The sequence below is a fragment of the Mycobacterium sp. E1747 genome (genome assembly GCF_001667775.1).
Lineage (GTDB): Bacteria > Actinomycetota > Actinomycetes > Mycobacteriales > Mycobacteriaceae > Mycobacterium.
This window is the reverse complement of the sequence record NZ_LZJI01000008.1, coordinates 1-18,184: the sequence shown is the minus strand read 5'-3', so window position 1 is coordinate 18,184 and position 18,184 is coordinate 1. Positions and strand designations below refer to the sequence as shown.

19 protein-coding genes are annotated in these 18,184 nt (G+C 67.1%); 10 read left to right on the top strand and 9 right to left on the bottom strand.

Annotated elements, in window-relative coordinates:
• Positions 1-1,801, bottom strand: a 1,801-nt coding sequence (locus A5695_RS01060; protein WP_068077192.1) for an ATP-dependent Clp protease ATP-binding subunit, incomplete at its 3' end; no start/stop codon positions are given.
• A 125-nt stretch (positions 1,802-1,926) separates the two neighbouring features.
• Between A5695_RS01060 and A5695_RS01055 the strand changes: the two genes are divergently transcribed.
• A complete protein-coding gene (locus A5695_RS01055; RefSeq protein WP_231974677.1) occupies positions 1,927-2,352 on the top strand; it encodes a DUF3060 domain-containing protein in 426 nt (141 codons plus the stop codon).
• A gap of 6 nt (positions 2,353-2,358) precedes the next feature.
• Here the strand turns inward: A5695_RS01055 and A5695_RS01050 are convergent, their stop codons facing one another.
• Positions 2,359-3,012 carry a TetR family transcriptional regulator gene (locus A5695_RS01050; protein ID WP_068077188.1) on the bottom strand — a complete coding sequence of 218 codons (654 nt, stop codon included), beginning with the start codon at positions 3,010-3,012 and terminating at the stop codon, positions 2,359-2,361.
• Positions 3,013-3,084: 72 nt separating this feature from the next.
• Between A5695_RS01050 and A5695_RS01045 the strand changes: the two genes are divergently transcribed.
• Genes A5695_RS01045 through A5695_RS01035 form a run of 3 tightly spaced genes read left to right on the top strand, consistent with a single transcriptional unit; the run spans position 3,085 to position 5,519 of the window.
• Entirely contained in the window at positions 3,085-4,257 is a 1,173-nt protein-coding gene (locus A5695_RS01045; RefSeq protein ID WP_068077186.1) for an FAD-binding oxidoreductase, read from the top strand.
• Between the two features lie 2 nt (positions 4,258-4,259).
• Positions 4,260-5,162, top strand: coding sequence for an aldose 1-epimerase (locus A5695_RS01040; protein ID WP_068077184.1), 903 nt, complete (start codon positions 4,260-4,262; stop codon positions 5,160-5,162).
• A 9-nt stretch (positions 5,163-5,171) separates the two neighbouring features.
• The gene (locus A5695_RS01035) at positions 5,172-5,519 is read left to right on the top strand and encodes a YbaB/EbfC family nucleoid-associated protein (protein WP_068077182.1); all 348 of its coding nucleotides are present in this window, start codon (positions 5,172-5,174) and stop codon (positions 5,517-5,519) included.
• Positions 5,520-5,522: 3 nt separating this feature from the next.
• On the opposite strand, the gene A5695_RS01030 is transcribed toward A5695_RS01035, so the two are convergent.
• Positions 5,523-5,957, bottom strand: a complete 435-nt coding sequence (locus A5695_RS01030; protein WP_068077180.1) for a hypothetical protein — start codon at positions 5,955-5,957, stop codon at positions 5,523-5,525.
• Between the two features lie 23 nt (positions 5,958-5,980).
• On the opposite strand from A5695_RS01030, the gene A5695_RS01025 reads away from it, so the two are divergent.
• Both A5695_RS01025 and A5695_RS01020 read left to right on the top strand, forming a co-directional pair.
• Positions 5,981-6,295, top strand: coding sequence for a WXG100 family type VII secretion target (locus A5695_RS01025; RefSeq protein ID WP_068077178.1), 315 nt, complete (start codon positions 5,981-5,983; stop codon positions 6,293-6,295).
• A gap of 3 nt (positions 6,296-6,298) precedes the next feature.
• A complete protein-coding gene (locus tag A5695_RS01020) occupies positions 6,299-6,589 on the top strand; it encodes a WXG100 family type VII secretion target (protein WP_068077176.1) in 291 nt (96 codons plus the stop codon).
• Here A5695_RS01020 and A5695_RS01015 read toward each other — a convergent pair.
• Positions 6,564-7,685: a hypothetical protein gene (locus tag A5695_RS01015; RefSeq protein WP_068077174.1), complete on the bottom strand. Its 1,122-nt coding sequence runs from the start codon at positions 7,683-7,685 to the stop codon at positions 6,564-6,566. The two genes, A5695_RS01020 and A5695_RS01015, sit on opposite strands and share 26 nt — an antisense overlap.
• Positions 7,686-7,766: 81 nt before the next feature.
• On the opposite strand from A5695_RS01015, the gene A5695_RS01010 reads away from it, so the two are divergent.
• Both A5695_RS01010 and A5695_RS01005 read left to right on the top strand, forming a co-directional pair.
• A complete protein-coding gene (locus A5695_RS01010) occupies positions 7,767-9,080 on the top strand; it encodes a putative toxin (protein ID WP_068077172.1) in 1,314 nt (437 codons plus the stop codon).
• Positions 9,077-9,712 carry a hypothetical protein gene (locus A5695_RS01005; protein ID WP_156749388.1) on the top strand — a complete coding sequence of 212 codons (636 nt, stop codon included), beginning with the start codon at positions 9,077-9,079 and terminating at the stop codon, positions 9,710-9,712. The genes A5695_RS01010 and A5695_RS01005 overlap by 4 nt, the downstream gene beginning before the upstream one ends.
• A 3-nt stretch (positions 9,713-9,715) precedes the next feature.
• Here the strand turns inward: A5695_RS01005 and A5695_RS01000 are convergent, their stop codons facing one another.
• The 5 genes from A5695_RS01000 to A5695_RS00980 form a co-directional block, all read right to left on the bottom strand.
• On the bottom strand, positions 9,716-10,099 hold the full coding sequence (locus tag A5695_RS01000) for a heat shock protein transcriptional repressor HspR (RefSeq protein ID WP_068077168.1): 384 nt from the start codon (positions 10,097-10,099) through the stop codon (positions 9,716-9,718).
• Positions 10,099-11,277 (bottom strand): molecular chaperone DnaJ, encoded by a 1,179-nt coding sequence (gene dnaJ / locus A5695_RS00995; RefSeq protein ID WP_068077166.1) that lies wholly within the window; start codon positions 11,275-11,277, stop codon positions 10,099-10,101. Before dnaJ ends, A5695_RS01000 begins: the two co-directional genes overlap by 1 nt.
• Before the next feature lie 52 nt (positions 11,278-11,329).
• Positions 11,330-11,974 (bottom strand): nucleotide exchange factor GrpE, encoded by a 645-nt coding sequence (gene grpE / locus A5695_RS00990; protein WP_082945772.1) that lies wholly within the window; start codon positions 11,972-11,974, stop codon positions 11,330-11,332.
• Entirely contained in the window at positions 11,971-13,833 is a 1,863-nt protein-coding gene (gene dnaK, locus A5695_RS00985; RefSeq protein WP_068077164.1) for a molecular chaperone DnaK, read from the bottom strand. The genes grpE and dnaK overlap by 4 nt, the downstream gene beginning before the upstream one ends.
• 195 nt (positions 13,834-14,028) lie before the next feature.
• Positions 14,029-14,694: a TetR/AcrR family transcriptional regulator gene (locus A5695_RS00980; protein WP_068077163.1), complete on the bottom strand. Its 666-nt coding sequence runs from the start codon at positions 14,692-14,694 to the stop codon at positions 14,029-14,031.
• Positions 14,695-14,883: 189 nt separating this feature from the next.
• Here A5695_RS00980 and A5695_RS00975 point away from each other — a divergent pair, with 189 nt between their 5' ends.
• Positions 14,884-15,309, top strand: a complete 426-nt coding sequence (locus A5695_RS00975; RefSeq protein ID WP_068077161.1) for an MmpS family transport accessory protein — start codon at positions 14,884-14,886, stop codon at positions 15,307-15,309.
• Positions 15,306-18,184, top strand: a 2,879-nt coding sequence (locus A5695_RS00970; RefSeq protein ID WP_068077159.1) for an RND family transporter, incomplete at its 3' end; no start/stop codon positions are given. The genes A5695_RS00975 and A5695_RS00970, both read left to right, overlap by 4 nt.

Sequence of the window (18,184 nt, the reverse complement as noted above, 5' to 3'; positions counted from 1 at the left end):
CGGTCGGCCGGTTGGGGTCGGCGACCCCGGCCCGGCTGCGACGCACCGCGTCGGACACCGCGGTCACCGCACGCTTCTGGCCGATGACGCGCTTGCCCAGCTCGTCCTCCATGCGCAGCAGCTTGGCGGTCTCGCCCTCGAGCATCCGCCCGGCGGGGATGCCGGTCCACGCCGACACCACCTCGGCGATGTCGTCGGGTCCGACCTCCTCCTTGAGCATCACGTTCTCCCGCGCCTCGGCCTGGGGCAGCGCCGCGTCGAGCTTCTTCTCGACCTCGGGGATGCGCCCATACCGCAGCTCGGCGGCCTTGGCCAGGTCGCCGTCGCGCTCGGCGCGCTCAGACTCCCCGCGCAGCGCCTCCAGTTGCTCCTTGAGCTCGCGGACGACGTCGATCGCGTTCTTCTCGTTCTGCCAGCGGGTGGTCAGCTCGGCCAACTTCTCCTTCTGGTCGGCCAGCTCGGAGCGCAGCTTCTCCAGCCGCTCCTTGGACGCTTCGTCCTCCTCCTTGGCCAGCGCCATCTCCTCGATCTCCAGCCGGCGCACGAGGCGCTCGACCTCATCGATCTCGACGGGTCGGGAGTCGATCTCCATCTTCAGCCGGCTGGCCGCCTCGTCGACCAGGTCGATCGCCTTGTCCGGCAGGAAGCGGGCGGTGATGTAGCGGTCGCTCAAAGTCGCCGCGGCCACCAGGGCGGAGTCGGTGATGCGCACACCGTGGTGCACCTCGTAGCGGTCCTTGAGGCCGCGCAGGATGCCGACGGTGTCCTCGACTGATGGCTCGCCGACCAGCACCTGCTGGAACCGGCGCTCCAGCGCGGCGTCCTTCTCGATGTACTTGCGGTACTCGTCGAGCGTGGTGGCGCCGACCAGGCGCAGCTCGCCGCGGGCCAGCATCGGCTTGATCATGTTGCCGGCGTCCATCGCGCCCTCGCCGGTCGCGCCGGCGCCGACGATGGTGTGCAGCTCGTCGATGAACGTGATGATCTGGCCTGCGGAGTTCTTGATGTCGTCGAGGACGGCCTTGAGCCGCTCCTCGAACTCGCCGCGGTACTTGGCGCCGGCCACCATCGAGCCCAGGTCCAGGCTGATGACGGTCTTGTCGCGCAGGCTCTCCGGCACGTCGCCGGCCACGATGCGCTGGGCCAGGCCCTCCACGATCGCGGTCTTACCGACGCCGGGCTCACCGATCAGCACCGGGTTGTTCTTGGTGCGCCGCGACAGCACCTGCACAACGCGGCGGATCTCGTTGTCCCGCCCGATGACCGGGTCCAGCTTGCCCTCGCGGGCCCGGGCGGTCAGGTCGGTCGAGTACTTCTCCAGCGCTTGGTAAGTGGCCTCCGGCTCGGGGCTGGTGACCCGGGCGCTGCCGCGGACCTTGACGAAGCCGTCACGCAGCGCCTGAGGCGACGCGCCATGGCCGGTCAGCAGCTTGGCCACGTCGGAGTCGCCGGTGGCCAGGCCGACCAGCAGGTGCTCGGTGGAGACGTACTCGTCGTCCATCTCGGTGGCCAGTTGCTGGGCGGTGGTGATGGCGGCCAGCGATTCGCGCGACAGCTGGGGCTGCGAGCTGGCGCCGCTGGTCTGGGGCAGCCGCTCGACCAGGCGCTCCGCCTCGGCGCGGACGGTCGCGGGCGCGACGCCGACAGCCTCCAGCAGCGGTCCCGCGATCCCGTCGGCCTGCGTCAGCAGGGCCATCAGCAGGTGCGCGGGCCGGATCTCGGGGTTACCGGCGGCCGAGGCAGCCTGGAGCGCCGAGGTCAGCGCCGCTTGCGTCTTGGTTGTCGGGTTGAAAGAGTCCACGACGCCTCCGTTCGCATAAGTAGGGAAAATGCTTGTCGCGTTGTTCAACGCCGTCAAGGTTGAGTGTGTTCCGCTCAACTCTAACGAGTTTTGGGCAATACGCTTCACCGGGTACCCGGGTAATGATGACGCAGACAAAACGGCCCCAAGACGAAGCCGCCCCACCCCGGGTTTCCGGCGCGTTCCGGGTGGCCATCGTGATCGGCGGGCTGGCGCTGGCCGGGCTGGCGGTCGCCGGATTCCGCACCGACCTGGGTGCCGACGGCCCGTTGGCGACGGTGCCCGCGGCGGGAACACTGCAGGTCAACGGCACCGGTACGACGAAGACCGTCCGCTGTCAGGGCGGCTATCTTTCGGTCAGCGGCCAGACGAACACGGTCACGGTCACCGGCCACTGCACCAGCGTCAGCGTCTCCGGCCACGGCAACCGCGTCGCGGTCGACAGCGCGGACGCGGTGAGCACCTCCGGGACCGGCAACGCCGTGACGTACCACTGGGGTTCACCCAACGTCGCCAACGCCGGGGCGGCCAACACCGTCAGGCAGGGCTGAGCGCCGTCAGGACCGGTAGGCCGCCGGCAGGCCGAGTTCGTCCGCGTCCGCGGTCAGGTAGCGCTGCACGCTCGGGGCGATGAGCCCGACGACCTCGTCGGGGCGAAGCTCGGCCAGCGGGCCCACCCGCATCACGTAGCGGAACAACGCCGTGCCCACCAGGTTGGTCCCGGCCAGGTTGGCCCGCAGCACGGTGTCGGGCCCCTCCCCCAGGACCCCGGAGATAGCGTTCATCACGTAGCCGCGCATGAACTCCCGGAATGCCTCGTACGCATCGGAATTCAGCATGGCTGAGTGCAGCATGGCGACCATGGTCGGCCCGGTCTCCGGCTCCTCCCAGATCCGCAGGTAGGCCCGCACCAGCCGCACCCCGACCTCCTCGCGCGCGCCGTCGATCATCGCCGCGGCCAGGACGTCGCCGTCCAGGATGAGCCGCATCGACTCACGGAACAGCTCGGCCTTGGAACCGAACAGGTACAGCACCATCGCGGCGTCCACGTGGGCGTCGTCGGCAATCTGGCGCAGCGTCGTCTTGTCGAAGCCCTGGGCGGCGAACCGCTGCTTGGCCGCGCGCAGCACGACGTCCTTGGAGACCGGTTCGCCCTGGCGGCGGCCCCTGCGTTTTTGCGCGCCCGCGGGGGAAGCGGCAGGTGGCGGCATACGACGACGGTAGCATTTCGTTAACCGTTGAAAAATCGAAACTGTGCCGCCGTCAGCCTAGAATCGGGCCCCGTGGGGCTCGAGGACACCGAAGCGTTGCGGGTGCTGCGCGACGCCTTCGCGCAGGAGGAGTCCGGCCCCGGCAACGAACTCGTCCGCCGGTTCTATACCCACTGGTTCGGCCTCGACGTTTCGGTACGCGACCTGTTCCCGCCCGAAATGGGTGGGCAGCGGACCGCTTTCGCCCACGCCCTGCACTGGGTGTACGGCGAACTCGTCGCCCAGCGCGCCCAGGAACCGGTTGCCTTTCTGGCTCAGCTCGGCCGGGACCACCGCAAATACGGTGTGCTGCCGCAGCACTACGACACATTGCGGCGCGCGCTGTTGTCGACGTTGCGGACGTACCTCGGCGATGCCTGGACCGACGCCGTCGACGCGGCGGCCAACCAGTCGCTCAACCTGATCATCGGGGTGATGCGCGGCGCCGCGGACGCCGAGGAGGGGCCCGCCTGGTGGGACGGCACCGTCATCGAGCACATGCGGGTCTCCCGCGACCTTGCGGTCGTCCGGCTGCAGCTCGACCGCCCGATGGACTATCACGCCGGCCAGTACGTCAACGTCCACGTTCCGCAATGCCCGCGCCGCTGGCGGTACCTGTCGCCCGCGATCCCGGCCGATCCCGGCGGCGGCATCGAGTTCCACGTCCGTGTGGTGCCCGGCGGCTTGGTCAGCACCGCCATCGTCAACGAGACCCGGCCCGGCGACCGGTGGCGGTTGTCCAGCCCGCACGGCGGCCTGCGGGTAGACCGGGACGGCGGCGACGTGCTGATGGTCGGCGGTAGCACCGGCCTCGCGCCCCTGCGGGCGCTGATCATGGACCTGTGCCGGTACGCGGTGAACCCGCGCGTGCACCTGTTCTTCGGCGCCCGCTACCGCTGCGAGCTCTACGACCTGCCGACCCTGTGGCAGGTGGCGTCGCACAATTCGTGGTTGTCGGTCTCGCCGGTATCGGAGTACAGCGCCGACCCGGCGTGGGCCGCCGACTATCCCGATTGCACGCCGCCGCGCGGCCTGCACGTGCGCCAAACCGGCCGGCTCCCCGAGGTCGTCACCAAGTACGGCGGGTGGGGTGACCGGCAGATCCTGATCTGCGGCGGTCCGGCGATGGTGCGGGCCACCAAGGCCGCGCTGATCGCCAAAGGCGCTCCGCCGGAACGTATTCAGCACGACCCACTGTGGAGGTAGGCATGCTCGTCGTCACCCTGCGCGACCAGGCATCGACGCTGGCCGCGGAATTCGTGCCCGAGGCGGGCATGATCGGCACCTCGCTGAGCGATGCCGGCGTGGAGCTGCTCGGGCAACGCCGCGGGCTGGACGCCTACGTGACGGCGGGCAAGACGATGGGGATCCCGATCCTGTATCCCTGGGCAAACCGGTTGGGCGCGAACACCTATACCGCCGAAGGCGTCACGACGACGCTGACGCCGGGGGAGAACGGAGTTCGCGCCGATCCCAACGGGTTGCCGATCCACGGCGTGCTGGCCGCCTACCCGGGCTGGCGGGTGACGGCCGAGTCGGCCGACGAGTTGGTCGCCGAGTTGGATTTCGCCGCCGATCCGCAATTGCTGGCCAGCTTCCCGTATCCGCATCTGCTGACCGTGGCGGTGCGGCTGGCCGAGCGGACGCTGACGGTGCGCACCACGGTGACCGCCACCGGCTCTCGCGCCGTCCCGCTGTGCTTCGGGTTTCACCCCTACCTGCAGCTGCCCGATGCGCCGCGCGCCGAGTGGGTGATCGAGACGCCTCCGCTGCGGCACCTGCTCCTCGACGACCTCGGGCTGCCCACCGGCGGGTCAGAACCTCAGCCGGCACTGTCGGAGGCCTTGGGAGACAAGGCTTTCGATGATGCCTACGATCAGGTGCCCGACGGTGCGGTGTTCGCGGTCTCCGGCGGTGGGCGCCGCATCGAGGTGCACTTCGAACGCGGGTACCCCGCGACGCAGATCTTCGCGCCCACCGGCGACGACCCCGCCAAGCGGATCGTCTGCTTCGAGCCGATGACCGCGCCGACCGACGCACTTCGCCGCGGCGGCTATCGGTGCGCGCGACCGGGCCAGCCCGCGGTCGCCCAATTCTCGATCCGCGCATAGGGATTTGGCATGTCCGACCAGGCCCACCCGCAGATCGGGCGAATGATCGAGGAGTTCCGGGCGGTCATATCGCTTCTCGACGAACAGGTTCGACGGATGCAACGGGTGGCGATCGTGGTCAGCGACCAGACCGGCACCGTCGAGGTGACCATGAACGGCCACCTGCGCCTGACCGGCCTGGTCATCGATCCCGACATAATGGCCCTGGGTGCCCAGGAGGTGACCAAGCGAATCAACGAAGCAGTATGCGAGGCAACCGAATTCGCCGACGAGTGGGCGGACGAGGACCTTGTCGACCTGGAGGCCCGGGTCGCCGACGCGCTGGCAAAGCTAAATGACCTGCCGCCGCCGACCTAGCGCTCACGCGACCCAGACGCGGCGCTCCGCCCGGTGGGCCGACGGCGACTCCAGCGCCAACCGACCGTCGGTGTCCAGCGTGTAGGGGAAGATCAATCCGATCGCCACGCCCTCGCGATGCTCGGCGGTGAGCTCGATGCCGTCGCGGTGCTGTTCGGTCAGCGTCACGTTCACCGCAACGACGGCCGCGCGCAGCGAGTCCTTCACCTCGATCAGCGCGAGCCACTGGGCGGCGAGTTGCTCGGCCACCTGCAGATCCCGGCCGCGCGGGTAGTTCGGCGCGATGGCCTGGCGCTGACCCAGGGCCGATATCGCCAACGCGAACGGCAGAAACTCGCCCGCCGCGGCGATCCGCTCGGCCGCGAAGCTGACCGCGTCGTCGACCAAGCCGTCCAGGTCGGCCTGCGCCTGCTCCGTCACGGTGTCGCGCCAACCCATGAGTCGAGGGTAGCCTGCTCACCATGGGGGCCAACGAGCTGCGCGTCTACTGTGCCGAGCTGACCCACGCGTCGAAAGAGACGACGAACGCGGCCGACGAGATCGAAGGCCTGCGGCGCAAATTGGGGACGCAGATGGGCGACCTCGGGCGAACTTGGACGGGGCAGGCGGCGACGGCGTATCTCAACGTGTGGGCCGACATCGACGACGAATGCGGCGCGATGCTCGCCGACCTGCGCTGGATCGGGGAATCGCTGTCCGCCGCCGCGGCGGCCTACGCGCACATGGAAAACAACGGGGCCGACGCCTTTCATGCCATCAAGCCCCCGGCGGTGTGAATCATGGCCCGACGCACCGTCAACGAGGACGAACTGGTGGACGCGGCCGACGCGATGCGCCAGTTCTGCCTCGTGATGAAGGACCGCCTGGCCGGGGTGGCCAAGGATCTGCAGGGCCTGCAGGGCAGGTGGGAGGGTGTCGGCTTCGACGCCTTCCTGGAGCGGGTGCAGCACTGGCAGCGCTGGGCGGACGAAACGAGCGAGCAGGTGTTCGACATGCACCTCAACGCGCACATCGCGCACCGCAACTACACCCACAACGCCGAGGTCAACACCTCGATGTGGGGCGGATAGCGGCCGGCGTATTGGTCGGGCTGTTCGGCGGCCCGTATTCCGGCGGAATCTCGCCTACCCGCAGGCTTTTCGGAAACGGATCGGGCAGTGCCGCGAGCTGGCCGCGGTCCGTGGGCTCATCGGTGGCCGCGTAAAGTGCCCCCTCGTCGTAGAACGTGGTGTGTTCGGGCGGCAGGTAATCGCGGACGATCGGCAGGTAGTCGGTGCCCAACCAGGTCCACCAGATCGGGTGGGACGGCAGACCAAGGATTCCGTCCGCCCCGCGCAGCAGGCCGCTGACGTCCTTGTTGACGTCAGTCGGCCCGGAGAGCTTGTGGTTGCGCAGCACCTCGCCGGTAGCCAGCACGCTGCCGCGCCGGCGGGCGAACTCGACGAAGAACCGGCGCACGGCGTTTCGCCAACGCGGGTCGTCCAGCGGCTCGGCCACCAGCCGCAGAGTGTCAACGCAGACACCGCCCCACTCTTTCGGGTAGAGCCCGCCCTCCAGGCAGGGGAACGTCGCCTTGAACCGCGCCACATCGGAATACACGTCCACGAACCGGGCATCGCCGTCGCGGTCCAGGCGGTAACGCAGCGGGTCCGATTCGCCGAAGCGGCGCGGAAGGGCCTCGGGGAGAAGCTTTCTCGCAAGTTCGAGCCACAGCGTCGCAGCGTTGGGCGCTGACACCGGCGAGTACCAGTTCAAGTCGAGGACGCGGATCAGCTCCGTGTTCGGCCGACTCACCTTGCGGGCACCGCGGGCGCCGAGGATGTCCTCGGCCTGTTCGTCGACCGCCACGCCCCCCGCGGCGACGGCCAACGCCTTGGCGAACCGCCGGGCCGGCCGGACCTCGGCCGGGTCGCTGCCCTCCACGCTGATCTGCCAGCTGATGGCCGGCTCGAGCACGTAGGGAACGACATCGTCGGGCACGTCCTCGGGCTCGATTTCGTTGGGCCCGAACACTGTGAAGGCATAGGTGTCGTGCTTGCCGCGCACGACGGTGACCTCGCCATCCACGCTGTCCCCGATCGAGAGCCCGGGGACGGATTCGACGATCGCCTCCAACTCCTCGTCGTCGACATTGCCGGCCGCGTAGACCGTCAGGTCATACGACATGGGGTGACCCCTTTCCGGGTGTAAACGCGAAATCCCAGGCTGCCATAGAATCGGTTCGGCGGTGGGAGAGCGGGGCGGGGAGTGACGGACGTCGATCCGGAATTGTTCTACGACGCGGCCGCTGCCTATAAGGAGAACAGCGACCACGCCGCCGCCGCGTTGCGCAAACTTGCCGGCGTCCAAGCGGCCAACGCCGCCGGCACCCACGGGGTGGGCCCGCAGTGGGCGGCGGCCTTCGACACTGCCGCCGACGAGGCCGGCCAGGTCTCCTTCCGGCTGGTCAACGTCTTCGACAACCTCGGTACGCTGCTGCGCCAGGACGGCATCAACCACGACGAGACCGAAGAGGCCTCCACCCTCAACCAGCGCGACGCGTTCGGGGGGCCGATCACCCCGCCGGGCCAGTCCGCCGGGACCTACATCGACGCGGCGGTCGATGTCGGCTCGGTCGCCGGGGGCGGCGACCCGGAACCACCGCACTGGGACCTGGTGCGTGGCCAGATCACCGACGGCTGGCCCGACGGGCACCCCGACCGGGTGCATGCGGTCGGGTCGGCGTGGGAGACGTTCGGGCACGACTTGGTGCACATCGACGACGAGCCCGGACCGGAGGAACAGCGGCTCATCATCGATGTCGAGGCGGCGGAGATCGCCTTCGTCGTCGACCGGCTCAACGAGGCGCGCGTCGTCAGCACCGACATCGCCGGCGCGTGCGGGGATCTGTCGCGCGCGGCCAAGGACTACGGGGACAAGCTCAAATCGGTCAAGGACGACATGGCCTTCGTCGTGCGCCATCTCGATCTGATCGTCAAGATTCTCGACGGTTATCCGCCGCAACTGCACCTCATCACCGAGGCCATCAAGCAGACGTTCATCGCGACGGCGGTCACCCAGATCAACGGGCTGAACACGGCGCTGCGGACCACGGCCACCGCCTCGATGACGGACCTGACGTCGGCCACCACCGCCATGAACGCCGCGTTGCCTACGGTGAAGACGCTGCTCACCCTGGTGCCACGACGGGTGGATCCGACTCCGACGCAACGGGTCAACGACAACCGCCTCAAGGGCCGCCGCGCCGAACAACTCGCCGGCATCGACCAAGACGCCAAGCGACCGATTCGTGTGACCGACCCGCAGACAGGCGCGATCAGAACACGAATTCCGGATGAGATCGATGACCGCAATCACGTGGTGCGCGAGGTGAAGAACGTGCAGAAGCTGGACGCCACGCGGCAGATCCGGGACATGGCACAGTGGGCACGGGACAACGGCTACAAGTTGGTCATCGTGGTGGACAAAGGCCGCACCAACGTCGGCAGCGTGGAGGACACCTTGCGAACGGACTACCCGGGGTTGAACGTGGAGATCGATCAAAGCATCAACCTCTCATGAGATCACCAGGCGACCCCGCTACTTGGCCGGAATCCGAGCAGGCGATGAAACGGGAACTCGACGCCGCAGGCATCCCCGAAGACACAGTCTGGGAATTGGTGAACTCACCCAACGACTATCCGCAGGCGGTGCCAATCGTCGTGGACTGGCTGCAACACCTCGATGAACGCGTTCCTCGTAATGAGGACCGCCGGGCGTGGCGTGCCGGACTGATCCGTAACCTGATCACTAAGCACGCCAAAGGAAACCGCGCCGCCGTAGACGTCCTGTTTGATCAGTTCAACATCGAGCCTCCGCTCAGCAACCTGGAACTCGAAGCCGCCGGCTTCGCGCTGGCCAAAATCTGCGAGCGCTCCGACTTCCCGCGTATCGCCGCACTGATCCGCGCTGAGCGCGACTTCCCCACCAAATCGGTGCTGGTGCAGTGGATCGGTCAAATCAAGACCGACGAAGCCAAAGAGCTTGCGGTGAGCCAACTTCCCAATCCGGCGACCCGGATCCCGGCCATGAAGGCGCTGGTGCGCCAGCGCGCCACCGGTGTGCGCGACGCCGTCGCCAAATACCTCGACAACGAGCACGAGATCTTCCGCAAGGAAGCCCGCAAGACGCTCGACAAGCTGCCCGAGGACTAAGGGCTAACGCCCACGGCGCGGTTGCCACACGACGACGGCGGTGCTCTTGGGCACCACCGCCAGGTCGCGGCGCTGGCCCGCGCGCACCTGTGCCAGCTCCTCGGTGAGCTCCTTCACCCGCGCCTGCAGCGCCTCGACCTGGTTGGTCAGCTCGATGATGCGTTTGATTCCCGCCAGGTTGACGCCCTCGTCCTGGGACAGCCGCTGCACCTCGCGCAGCAGGTCGACGTCGTGTTCCGAATACCGCCGTCCACCACCGGTAGTGCGTTGCGGCCTGACCAGGCCGAGGCGATCATAGGTACGCAAGGTCTGGGCGTGCATGCCGGCCAGCTCGGCGGCCACCGAGATCAGGAACGTCCGGGATTCCTCCCGTGAATTCTTGGCCATCAGCGGTTACCTGCCCATCCCGCTCGCGGATCGAACCCGCTGGCCCGCTCTGCGGCCGCGTACGCCTCCAGAGCCTCGGCCGCAGCACCCTCCACGTTCGGCGGCACGGCGACCTTGACGGTGACCAGCAGGTCCCCGTTACCGCCGCTGCGCTTGGGAACGCCCCGACCTCGCACGCGCAGGATGCGGCCGTCGGAAGTGCCCTTGGGCACCCGCACGCCGACCTTGCCGTCCAGCGTAGGCACCGAAATCGTTGAGCCCAAAGCCAACTCGGTGAAGCTGACGGGGACGGTCACAGTGAGGTCGTCACCGTCGCGGCCAAACACGTTGTCCGGGCGCACATGTACCGTCACGTACAGGTCGCCCGACGGGGCCCCGCGCAACCCGGCCTCGCCCTGACCGGGCAGCCGGATGCGTTGTCCGTCTTCGACGCCCGGCGGGATACGCACGTTGATGGTGCGGGTCCGGGTGGTGACCCCGGTGCCCTTGCACTCCTCGCAGGGGTGCTCGATGATCGAGCCGCTGCCCCGGCAATCGGTGCAGGGTTCGGAGAAGCCGAACGCCCCCTGGTTGCGGCTGATCACACCGGAACCGTTGCAGGTGGGGCACACCTTGGGGCTGGTGCCCGGCCGCGCGCCGCTACCGTGGCAGTTGGTGCACGGCGCCGGGCTGGTCAGCCGCAACGGCATGGCCACACCCTTGGCCGCCTCGACGAAGTCCAACTGCGTCTCGGTCTCCAGGTCGTTGCCGCGCCGCGGCCGGCTGGGCCGGGCGCCGGCGCCGCGCCCGAACAAGCCGCCGAACAGGTCACCGATGTTGGTGCCGCCGCTTCGGCCGGCGGCATCGAACAAATCGTTGAGGTTGAACTCGGCTCCGTCTCCGCCGACGTTGAAGCCACCGAAGCCGCCGGTGTCAAACCGGCGACCGCCGAAACCGCCGCCCGCGAACAGGCGGCGGGTTTCGTCGTACTCCTTGCGCTTCGCCGGATCCGACAACACGTTGTGCGCTTCCGAGACCGCCTTGAATCGCTCGCCGGCGGCCGGGTTGTCGGGATTGGCGTCCGGATGCAGGTCACGCGCCAGCTTCCGGTATGCGCGCTTGATCTCTTCGGGACTGGCGTCAGAGGAGACGCCCAGCTCCTTGTAGAAGTCCTTTTCGACCCATTCACGCTGGGCCATGTCGCGTCACCCCCTTCACCTTTCTCTTCTGTTGTTGTGCTGATTGTGTGGGCTATTCACCGGATGCGCTGGGCTTATCGCCCGATTCGACCGACTCGGCCACCGGAGCGCCCTCGTCGGCCACCGTGTCGATGACACCGACCAGAGCGTGCCGCAGGACCTGCTCGCCCAGTTTGTAACCCTGCCGCATGACGGTGCCGATCACCGGTTTGGAACCGTCGCCACCGTCACCCTCGTGCTGCACCGCTTCGTGCAACAGCGGGTCGAAGTCCTCGCCTTCCTCACCGAACGCGACCAGGCCGAGCCCGGTCAGTGCGCCGGTCAGCTTGTCGGCCACCGACTTCAGCGGGCCGGACTCCAGGTCGCCGTGCTTGCGCGCCCGCTCGAGATCGTCGAGCACGCCCAGCAATTGGCTGACGACGCTGGCCTTGGCCCGGTCGGCCGCGGCCTGCTGGTCGCGCAGCGCACGCTTGCGGTAGTTGGCGAAGTCGGCCTGGACCCGTTGCAGGTCGCCGAGCAGCTCGGCTGCCTTGCCGGCCTCCTCGGGTGATTCACCCGAGAAGTCGCCCGGCGCAGCCCCTCCCGGCGCCCCAGATGCTTCGGGGCCGGGAGAGGACTGCCGGACTTCGCCGGTTTCGGGGTCGATGCGCCGCTTGTCGGTCACGGTCACCGGTTCGTGCGGGTTGTCTTCCGTCACTTGGCCTCCCGGTCGTCGTCGACCACCTCCGCGTCCACCACGTCGTCAGCCGAACCGGCCTGCGGGCCACCGGCGCCGTCGCCGCCGGCACCGCCGGCCGCTTGGGTCGCCTCGTAGATGGCCTGGCCGAGCGCCTGGGACTCCTGGCCCAGCTTCTCCATCGCCGACTTGATCGCGGAGATGTCGGTGCCGCCCAGCGCCGACTTGGCCTCGGCCACGGCGGCGTCCACCTTGTTCAGGGTGTCCTCCGGAACCTTCGAACCGCCCTCGGCGCCACGCTGTTCGGCGACGAACTTCTCCGTCTGGTAGACCAGCGTCTCGGCCTGGTTGCGGATGTCGGCCTCTTCGCGACGCTGACGGTCCTCCTCGGCGTGCGCCTCGGCGTCCTTGATCATCCGGTCGATCTCCTCCTTGGACAGGCCGGAGCCCTCCTGGATCTTGATCGTGTTCTCCTTGCCGGTGCCCTTGTCCTTGGCCGTGACGTGCACGATGCCGTTGGCGTCGATGTCGAAGGTGACCTCGATCTGGGGCACGCCGCGCGGAGCCGGCGGGATGCCGGTCAGCTCGAAGGAGCCGAGCAGCTTGTTGTGCGAGGCGATCTCGCGCTCACCCTGATAGACCTGGATCTGCACGGACGGCTGGTTGTCGTCGGCCGTGGTGAAGGTCTCCGACCGCTTGGTGGGGATCGTGGTGTTGCGCTCGATGAGCTTGGTCATCACGCCACCCTTGGTCTCGATACCCAGGCTCAGCGGCGTGACGTCAAGCAGCAGAACGTCTTTCACCTCGCCCTTGAGGACACCCGCCTGCAGCGCGGCACCTACGGCCACCACCTCGTCAGGGTTGACGCCCTTGTTGGGCTCCTTGCCGCCGGTCATCTCCTTGACCAGGTCCGACACCGCGGGCATGCGGGTGGAACCACCCACCAGCACCACGTGATCGATCTCGGAGACCGAGATGCCGGCGTCCTTGATGACCGACTGGAAGGGCTGACGCGTCCGGTCCAGCAGGTCCTGGGTGATGCGCTGGAATTCGGCGCGGGTCAGCTGCTCGTCGAGGAACAGCGGGTTCTTGTCCGCGTCGACGGTGATGTAGGGCAGGTTGATCGACGTGCTCTGCGAACTCGAGAGCTCGATCTTGGCCTTCTCGGCGGCCTCACGCAGCCGCTGCATCGCCATCTTGTCCTTGGTCAGGTCGATGCCGCTGGTGCCCTTGAACTTGTCGACGAGCCAGTTGACGATCCGGTCGTCCCAGTCGTCCCCACCGAGGTGGTTGTCACCGCTGGTGGCGCGGACCTCGACCACACCCTCGCCGATCTCGAGCAGCGACACGTCGAAGGTGCCGCCGCCGAGGTCGAAGACCAGGATGGTCTGTTCCTTCTCGCCCTTGTCCAGGCCGTAGGCCAGCGCGGCCGCGGTCGGCTCATTGACGATGCGCAGCACGTTCAGGCCGGCGATCTGGCCGGCTTCCTTGGTCGCTTGCCGCTGGGCGTCGTTGAAGTACGCGGGCACGGTGACGACCGCGTCCGTGACGTCCTCACCGAGGTAGGCCTCGGCGTCGCGCTTCAGCTTCATCAGCACCCGGGCGCTGATCTCCTGCGCGGTGTATTTCTTGTCATCGATCTCGATGGACCAATCCGTGCCCATGTGCCGCTTGACCGAACGGATGGTGCGGTCGACGTTGGTCACCGCCTGGTTCTTGGCGGGCTGACCGACGAGCACCTCGCCATTGCGCGCGAAAGCGACGATGGACGGGGTCGTCCGTGAGCCCTCGGAGTTGGCGACGACGACGGGGTCACCGCCCTCGAGAACTGCGACGACGGAGTTGGTGGTCCCGAGGTCGATACCGACCGCACGAGCCATAGTGATTCCTCCTGATTGAGTAGAGCTTCTTTGGTGCCACTATGCTGAGTGAACCCCGCTCAAGCCTGCTCTTGCCGACACCGTGGTGTCAACCCAGCATTGAGTGTGTTTCGCTCAACTTGTCGATCATGCTAACGGCCCGGGCCGGCGTCTTGTTCCCGGGGCGCAGTTCGGTTCCGGATTCCGCGTCGGCCTTCAACGGGGGCCGGCGGGTTCCCAGCCCTCCATCGCCGCGTCGAGTTGCTCGTCATCGAGCGCATTGACCTTCAACGGCGGCTGATCGGCCCGGCGGCGCATCCCTTCTAGGAGGAGGGCCACATAGCGCCGCCACAGCCCGGCATCGACGTCGCCGGCGAACTCGCTCACCGTGCCGGCTAGAAGTCCGAAGATGGGCATGTCGGTGCCCGAGACTTCTGCGCGCAGATGGCCGTCGTTCTGCGCCCGCTCGACAACTTTCGTGACCGCCGCGATCAGCCGCAGGCGCGCCGCGTCGACCCGTCCACCGCCATAGGCCTTGCTGAACGCGATCTCGCGGATTCCCTTGTCGGTCGCGCTGAGTTCACACAGCTGCTCAACAAACCACACGAACCCCTGCCAGGAGTCCCGGTGGCGCGACGCCGCTTCGGCCAGATCAGCGACCTGATTGAGGCCGTCTTCGAAGATCGCCTCGAGCAGCTCGTCTTTCGCGGGAAACCGCCGGTACACCGTTCCCACCCCGAGACCGGCATGGTGGGCGACCTCGTTGAGGGTGGCCTCGAGCCCCTTGGCGGCGAACAGTTCCCGCGCCGCGTCGATGACCCGCTGCCGGTTGCGCTCGGCGTCTTTACGCAGCGGTCGATCCGTCGTCTCGCGGGCGCTCACCGCACCGAGTGTAACGGCCCCCACAGCATAAGTGGATTGACTTTATCCACTTTTCTGATTAGCTTCACTAGCAATACTGCGGCCACCGATCTCGGCGGGGTGGCCTCCCATCGCTGAAAGGCGCACTGTGAAAGCCGATTTCGATCTCACCAGCGGGCAACCCAAGCCATTGGGCACGGAGCTGGCCCAATGACCCGGCTCGTGCGGCGCAGCTGGCTCATCCTGCTCGTCGTGGTTGCGGTCGGGCTCGGCACCGTCGTCATTGCGCAGTTCCGTTCGATCTTCGGCTCCAACGCGGTCCTGGTGACGCCCAACAGTTCCGACACCGCGGACTCCTTCAGCCCCAAGATCGTTACGTACCAGGTGTCCGGGTCGGCCACCACGGCCGATATCAATTACCTCGATCTCGACGCCAAGCCTCAGCGGGTGCCGCGCGCGACGCTGCCGTGGTCATTGACGCTGCGGACGACCGCACCCTCGGCCACGCCCAACATCCTCGCTCAAGGTGACGGTCAGACGATCACCTGCCGCATCACCGTCGACGACGTGGTCAAGGACGAAAGGACCGCGACGGGTGACAACGCCGAAACCTTCTGCCTGGTGAAGTCGGCATGAGCGCACCCGTTGAGGTCACCGCCCGTCATGCGGCCCCGCCGCGCATAGCGCGGACGATCCGCCGGTTCGCCGTGCCGATCATCGTGGCCTGGATTGCTGTCATCGGTCTGCTCAATACCGTTGTGCCCCAGCTGGAGACGGTGGGCAAGATGCGAGCGGTCTCGATGAGCCCCAACGACGCGCCCTCGATGATCGCCACCAAGCGGGTCGGCAAGGTGTTCCACGAGTTCGACACCAGCAGCTCGGTGATGATCGTGCTGGAAGGCAAACAGCCGCTGGGCGCCGACTCCCACCGCTTCTATGACCGGATGGTGCAAGACCTGCGCGCGGACACCAGGCACGTCCAGCACGTGCAGGATTTCTGGGGTGACTCGCTGACCGCCTCGGCCGCGCAGAGCAACGACGGCAAGGCCGCGTACGTCCAGGTCTACATCGCCGGCGACCAAGGAGAAGCCCTCGCCAACGAGTCGGTCGAGGCAGTTCGGCGCGTGACGACCGAGCACCCGGCACCGTCAGGGGTGAAGGTGTATGTGGCGGGTCCGGCGGCGAGTACCGCCGACCAAAATGCCGTCGGCGACAAAAGCATGGAAGTCATCGAAATGGTGACCTTCGCCGTGATCATAGGGATGCTTTTGATCGTGTACCGGTCGTTGGTGACCGTTTGTATCGTGCTCGCGATGGTGGTGCTCGAACTCTTCGGGGCCCGGGGACTGGTGGCATTCCTCGGCTACCACAACGTCTTTGGCCTCACCACGTTCGCCACCAACCTGGTCGTCACGCTCGCGATCGCCGCGGCCACCGACTACGCCATCTTCCTGATCGGCCGATACCAGGAGGCACGCCGGTCCGGTGAGGACCGAGAATCGGCCTACTACACCATGTTTCAGGGCACGGCGCATGTCGTGCTGGCCTCCGGGCTGACCATCGCCGGAGCGACCTTCTGCCTGCACTTCACCCGGCTGCCGTACTTCCAGACAATGGGCATCCCGCTGTCGGTCGGCATGACGATCGTGGTGACAGCGGCCCTCACACTGGGGCCGGCGCTGATTTCGGTCGCCAGTCGCTTCGGCCGGGCGCTCGAGCCCAGACGTCTGGGGCAGGCCCGCGGATGGCGCCGGACCGCCACCATGACCGTCCGCTGGCCTGGCGCAATCCTAGTGTGCGCCATCGCCTTAGCTCTGGTCGGCTTGCTGACCCTACCCGGCTACCACACCACGTACAACGACCGGATCTACCTTCCCGCGCAGGTGTCATCCAACGTCGGCTACGCCGCCGCCGACCGACATTTCTCTCAGGCCAAGATGAATCCCGACTTGCTGATGGTCGAATCTGATCACGACCTGCGCAACCCGGCCGACTTCCTGGTCATCGACAAGATCGCCAAGGCGCTCGTGCGGGTGCACGGCGTTGCCCAGGTGCAGACCATCACCCGGCCCGAGGGACGCCCCATCCAGCACACGTCGATCCCGTTCAACATCAGCATGAACAGCACCGGCCAGCTGATGAACAACGACTACACGCAGACCACCCTGGCCAACACCCTTAAACAGGCCGACGACATGCAGGTCACGATCGACTCGATGGAGAAGATGCAATCCATCACCCAGCAACTTGCCGACGTCACTCACAGGATGGTCAGCAAGATGACGAAGATGAACGGCGATGTGCAGACGATGCGCGACGAGCTGGCCGACTTCGACGACTTCTTCCGGCCCATCCGCAGCTACTTCTATTGGGAGAAGCACTGTTTCGACATCCCCGTCTGTTGGTCGATGCGTTCGGTGTTCGACGCCCTGGACGGCATCGACGCGATGAGCGACGACTTCGCCGACATCCTGCCCGAAATGCAGCGCATGGACGCCCTGATGCCGCAGATGGTCGCGTTGATGCCGGCGATGATCCAGTCGATGAAAGACCAAAAACAAATGATGCTCAACCAGTATCAGGCCCAGAAGGCCCAGCAGGACCAGACCATGGCCATGCAGGAAAACTCGACCGCGATGGGCCGGGCCTTCGACGACGCAAAGAACGACGATTCGTTCTACCTGCCGCCGGAAGCCTTCGACAACGCCGAGTTCAAACGCGGCATCAAATTGTTCCTGTCCCCGGACGGCCACGCGGTGCGGTTCACGCTCTTTCATCAGGGCGACCCGCTCACGGTGGAGGGCACTTCTCTGGTCGAACCGCTGAAAACGGCGGCGGCGGACGCGATCAAGGGAACCCCGCTCGAGGGATCCACTATCTACCTGGGCGGCAGCGCGGCCCTCTACAAGGACATGCAGCAGGGCGCCAATTTCGATCTGCTGATCGCCGCGACAGCGGCGCTGATCCTGATCTTCCTCATCATGGTCGTGCTGACCCGCGCAGTCGTGGCCGCGGGTGTCATCGTCGGGACGGTGGTGGTCAGCCTGGCCGCCTCGTTTGGGCTCTCGGTGCTGCTGTGGCAACACGTCATCGGCATTCCGCTGCACTGGATGGTTTTACCGATGTCGGTGATCGTCCTGCTCGCCGTCGGCGCGGACTACAACCTGCTGCTGGTGTCGCGAATGAAGGAGGAGATTCACGCCGGGCTGCACACCGGCATCATTCGCGCCATGGCGGGCACCGGCTCCGTGGTGACCTCGGCGGGCCTGGTCTTCGCCTTCACGATGATCTCCATGGCGGTCAGTAAATTGATCGTCATCGGCCAGGTCGGCACGACGATCGGCCTGGGCCTGCTGTTCGACACCCTGGTGGTGCGGTCGCTGATGACACCGTCCATCGCGACCCTGCTCGGACGCTGGTTTTGGTGGCCACAGCAGGTCCGCTCGAGGCCACTTCCCCACCGGTGGCCGCTGCCCGAGCCCGCCGTCGACGCACCAAGCCACCGCAATGA

Excerpts from the sequence above, each read along its gene's own strand:
- A5695_RS01025 (WP_068077178.1), top strand. The coding sequence starts at position 5,981 with ATGGGGGCCAACGAGCTGCGCGTCTACTGTGCCGAGCTGACCCACGCG.
- A5695_RS00975 (WP_068077161.1), top strand. The coding sequence starts at position 14,884 with ATGACCCGGCTCGTGCGGCGCAGCTGGCTCATCCTGCTCGTCGTGGTT.
- A5695_RS01015 (WP_068077174.1), bottom strand. The coding sequence starts at position 7,685 with ATGTCGTATGACCTGACGGTCTACGCGGCCGGCAATGTCGACGACGAG.
- dnaJ (WP_068077166.1), bottom strand. The coding sequence starts at position 11,277 with ATGGCCCAGCGTGAATGGGTCGAAAAGGACTTCTACAAGGAGCTGGGC.
- A5695_RS01055 (WP_231974677.1), top strand. The coding sequence starts at position 1,927 with ATGACGCAGACAAAACGGCCCCAAGACGAAGCCGCCCCACCCCGGGTT.
- A5695_RS01040 (WP_068077184.1), top strand. The coding sequence starts at position 4,260 with ATGCTCGTCGTCACCCTGCGCGACCAGGCATCGACGCTGGCCGCGGAA.
- A5695_RS01030 (WP_068077180.1), bottom strand. The coding sequence starts at position 5,957 with ATGGGTTGGCGCGACACCGTGACGGAGCAGGCGCAGGCCGACCTGGAC.
- A5695_RS01020 (WP_068077176.1), top strand. The coding sequence starts at position 6,299 with ATGGCCCGACGCACCGTCAACGAGGACGAACTGGTGGACGCGGCCGAC.
- A5695_RS01005 (WP_156749388.1), top strand. The coding sequence starts at position 9,077 with ATGAGATCACCAGGCGACCCCGCTACTTGGCCGGAATCCGAGCAGGCG.
- A5695_RS01035 (WP_068077182.1), top strand. The coding sequence starts at position 5,172 with ATGTCCGACCAGGCCCACCCGCAGATCGGGCGAATGATCGAGGAGTTC.
- dnaK (WP_068077164.1), bottom strand. The coding sequence starts at position 13,833 with ATGGCTCGTGCGGTCGGTATCGACCTCGGGACCACCAACTCCGTCGTC.
- A5695_RS01050 (WP_068077188.1), bottom strand. The coding sequence starts at position 3,012 with ATGCCGCCACCTGCCGCTTCCCCCGCGGGCGCGCAAAAACGCAGGGGC.
- A5695_RS01000 (WP_068077168.1), bottom strand. The coding sequence starts at position 10,099 with ATGGCCAAGAATTCACGGGAGGAATCCCGGACGTTCCTGATCTCGGTG.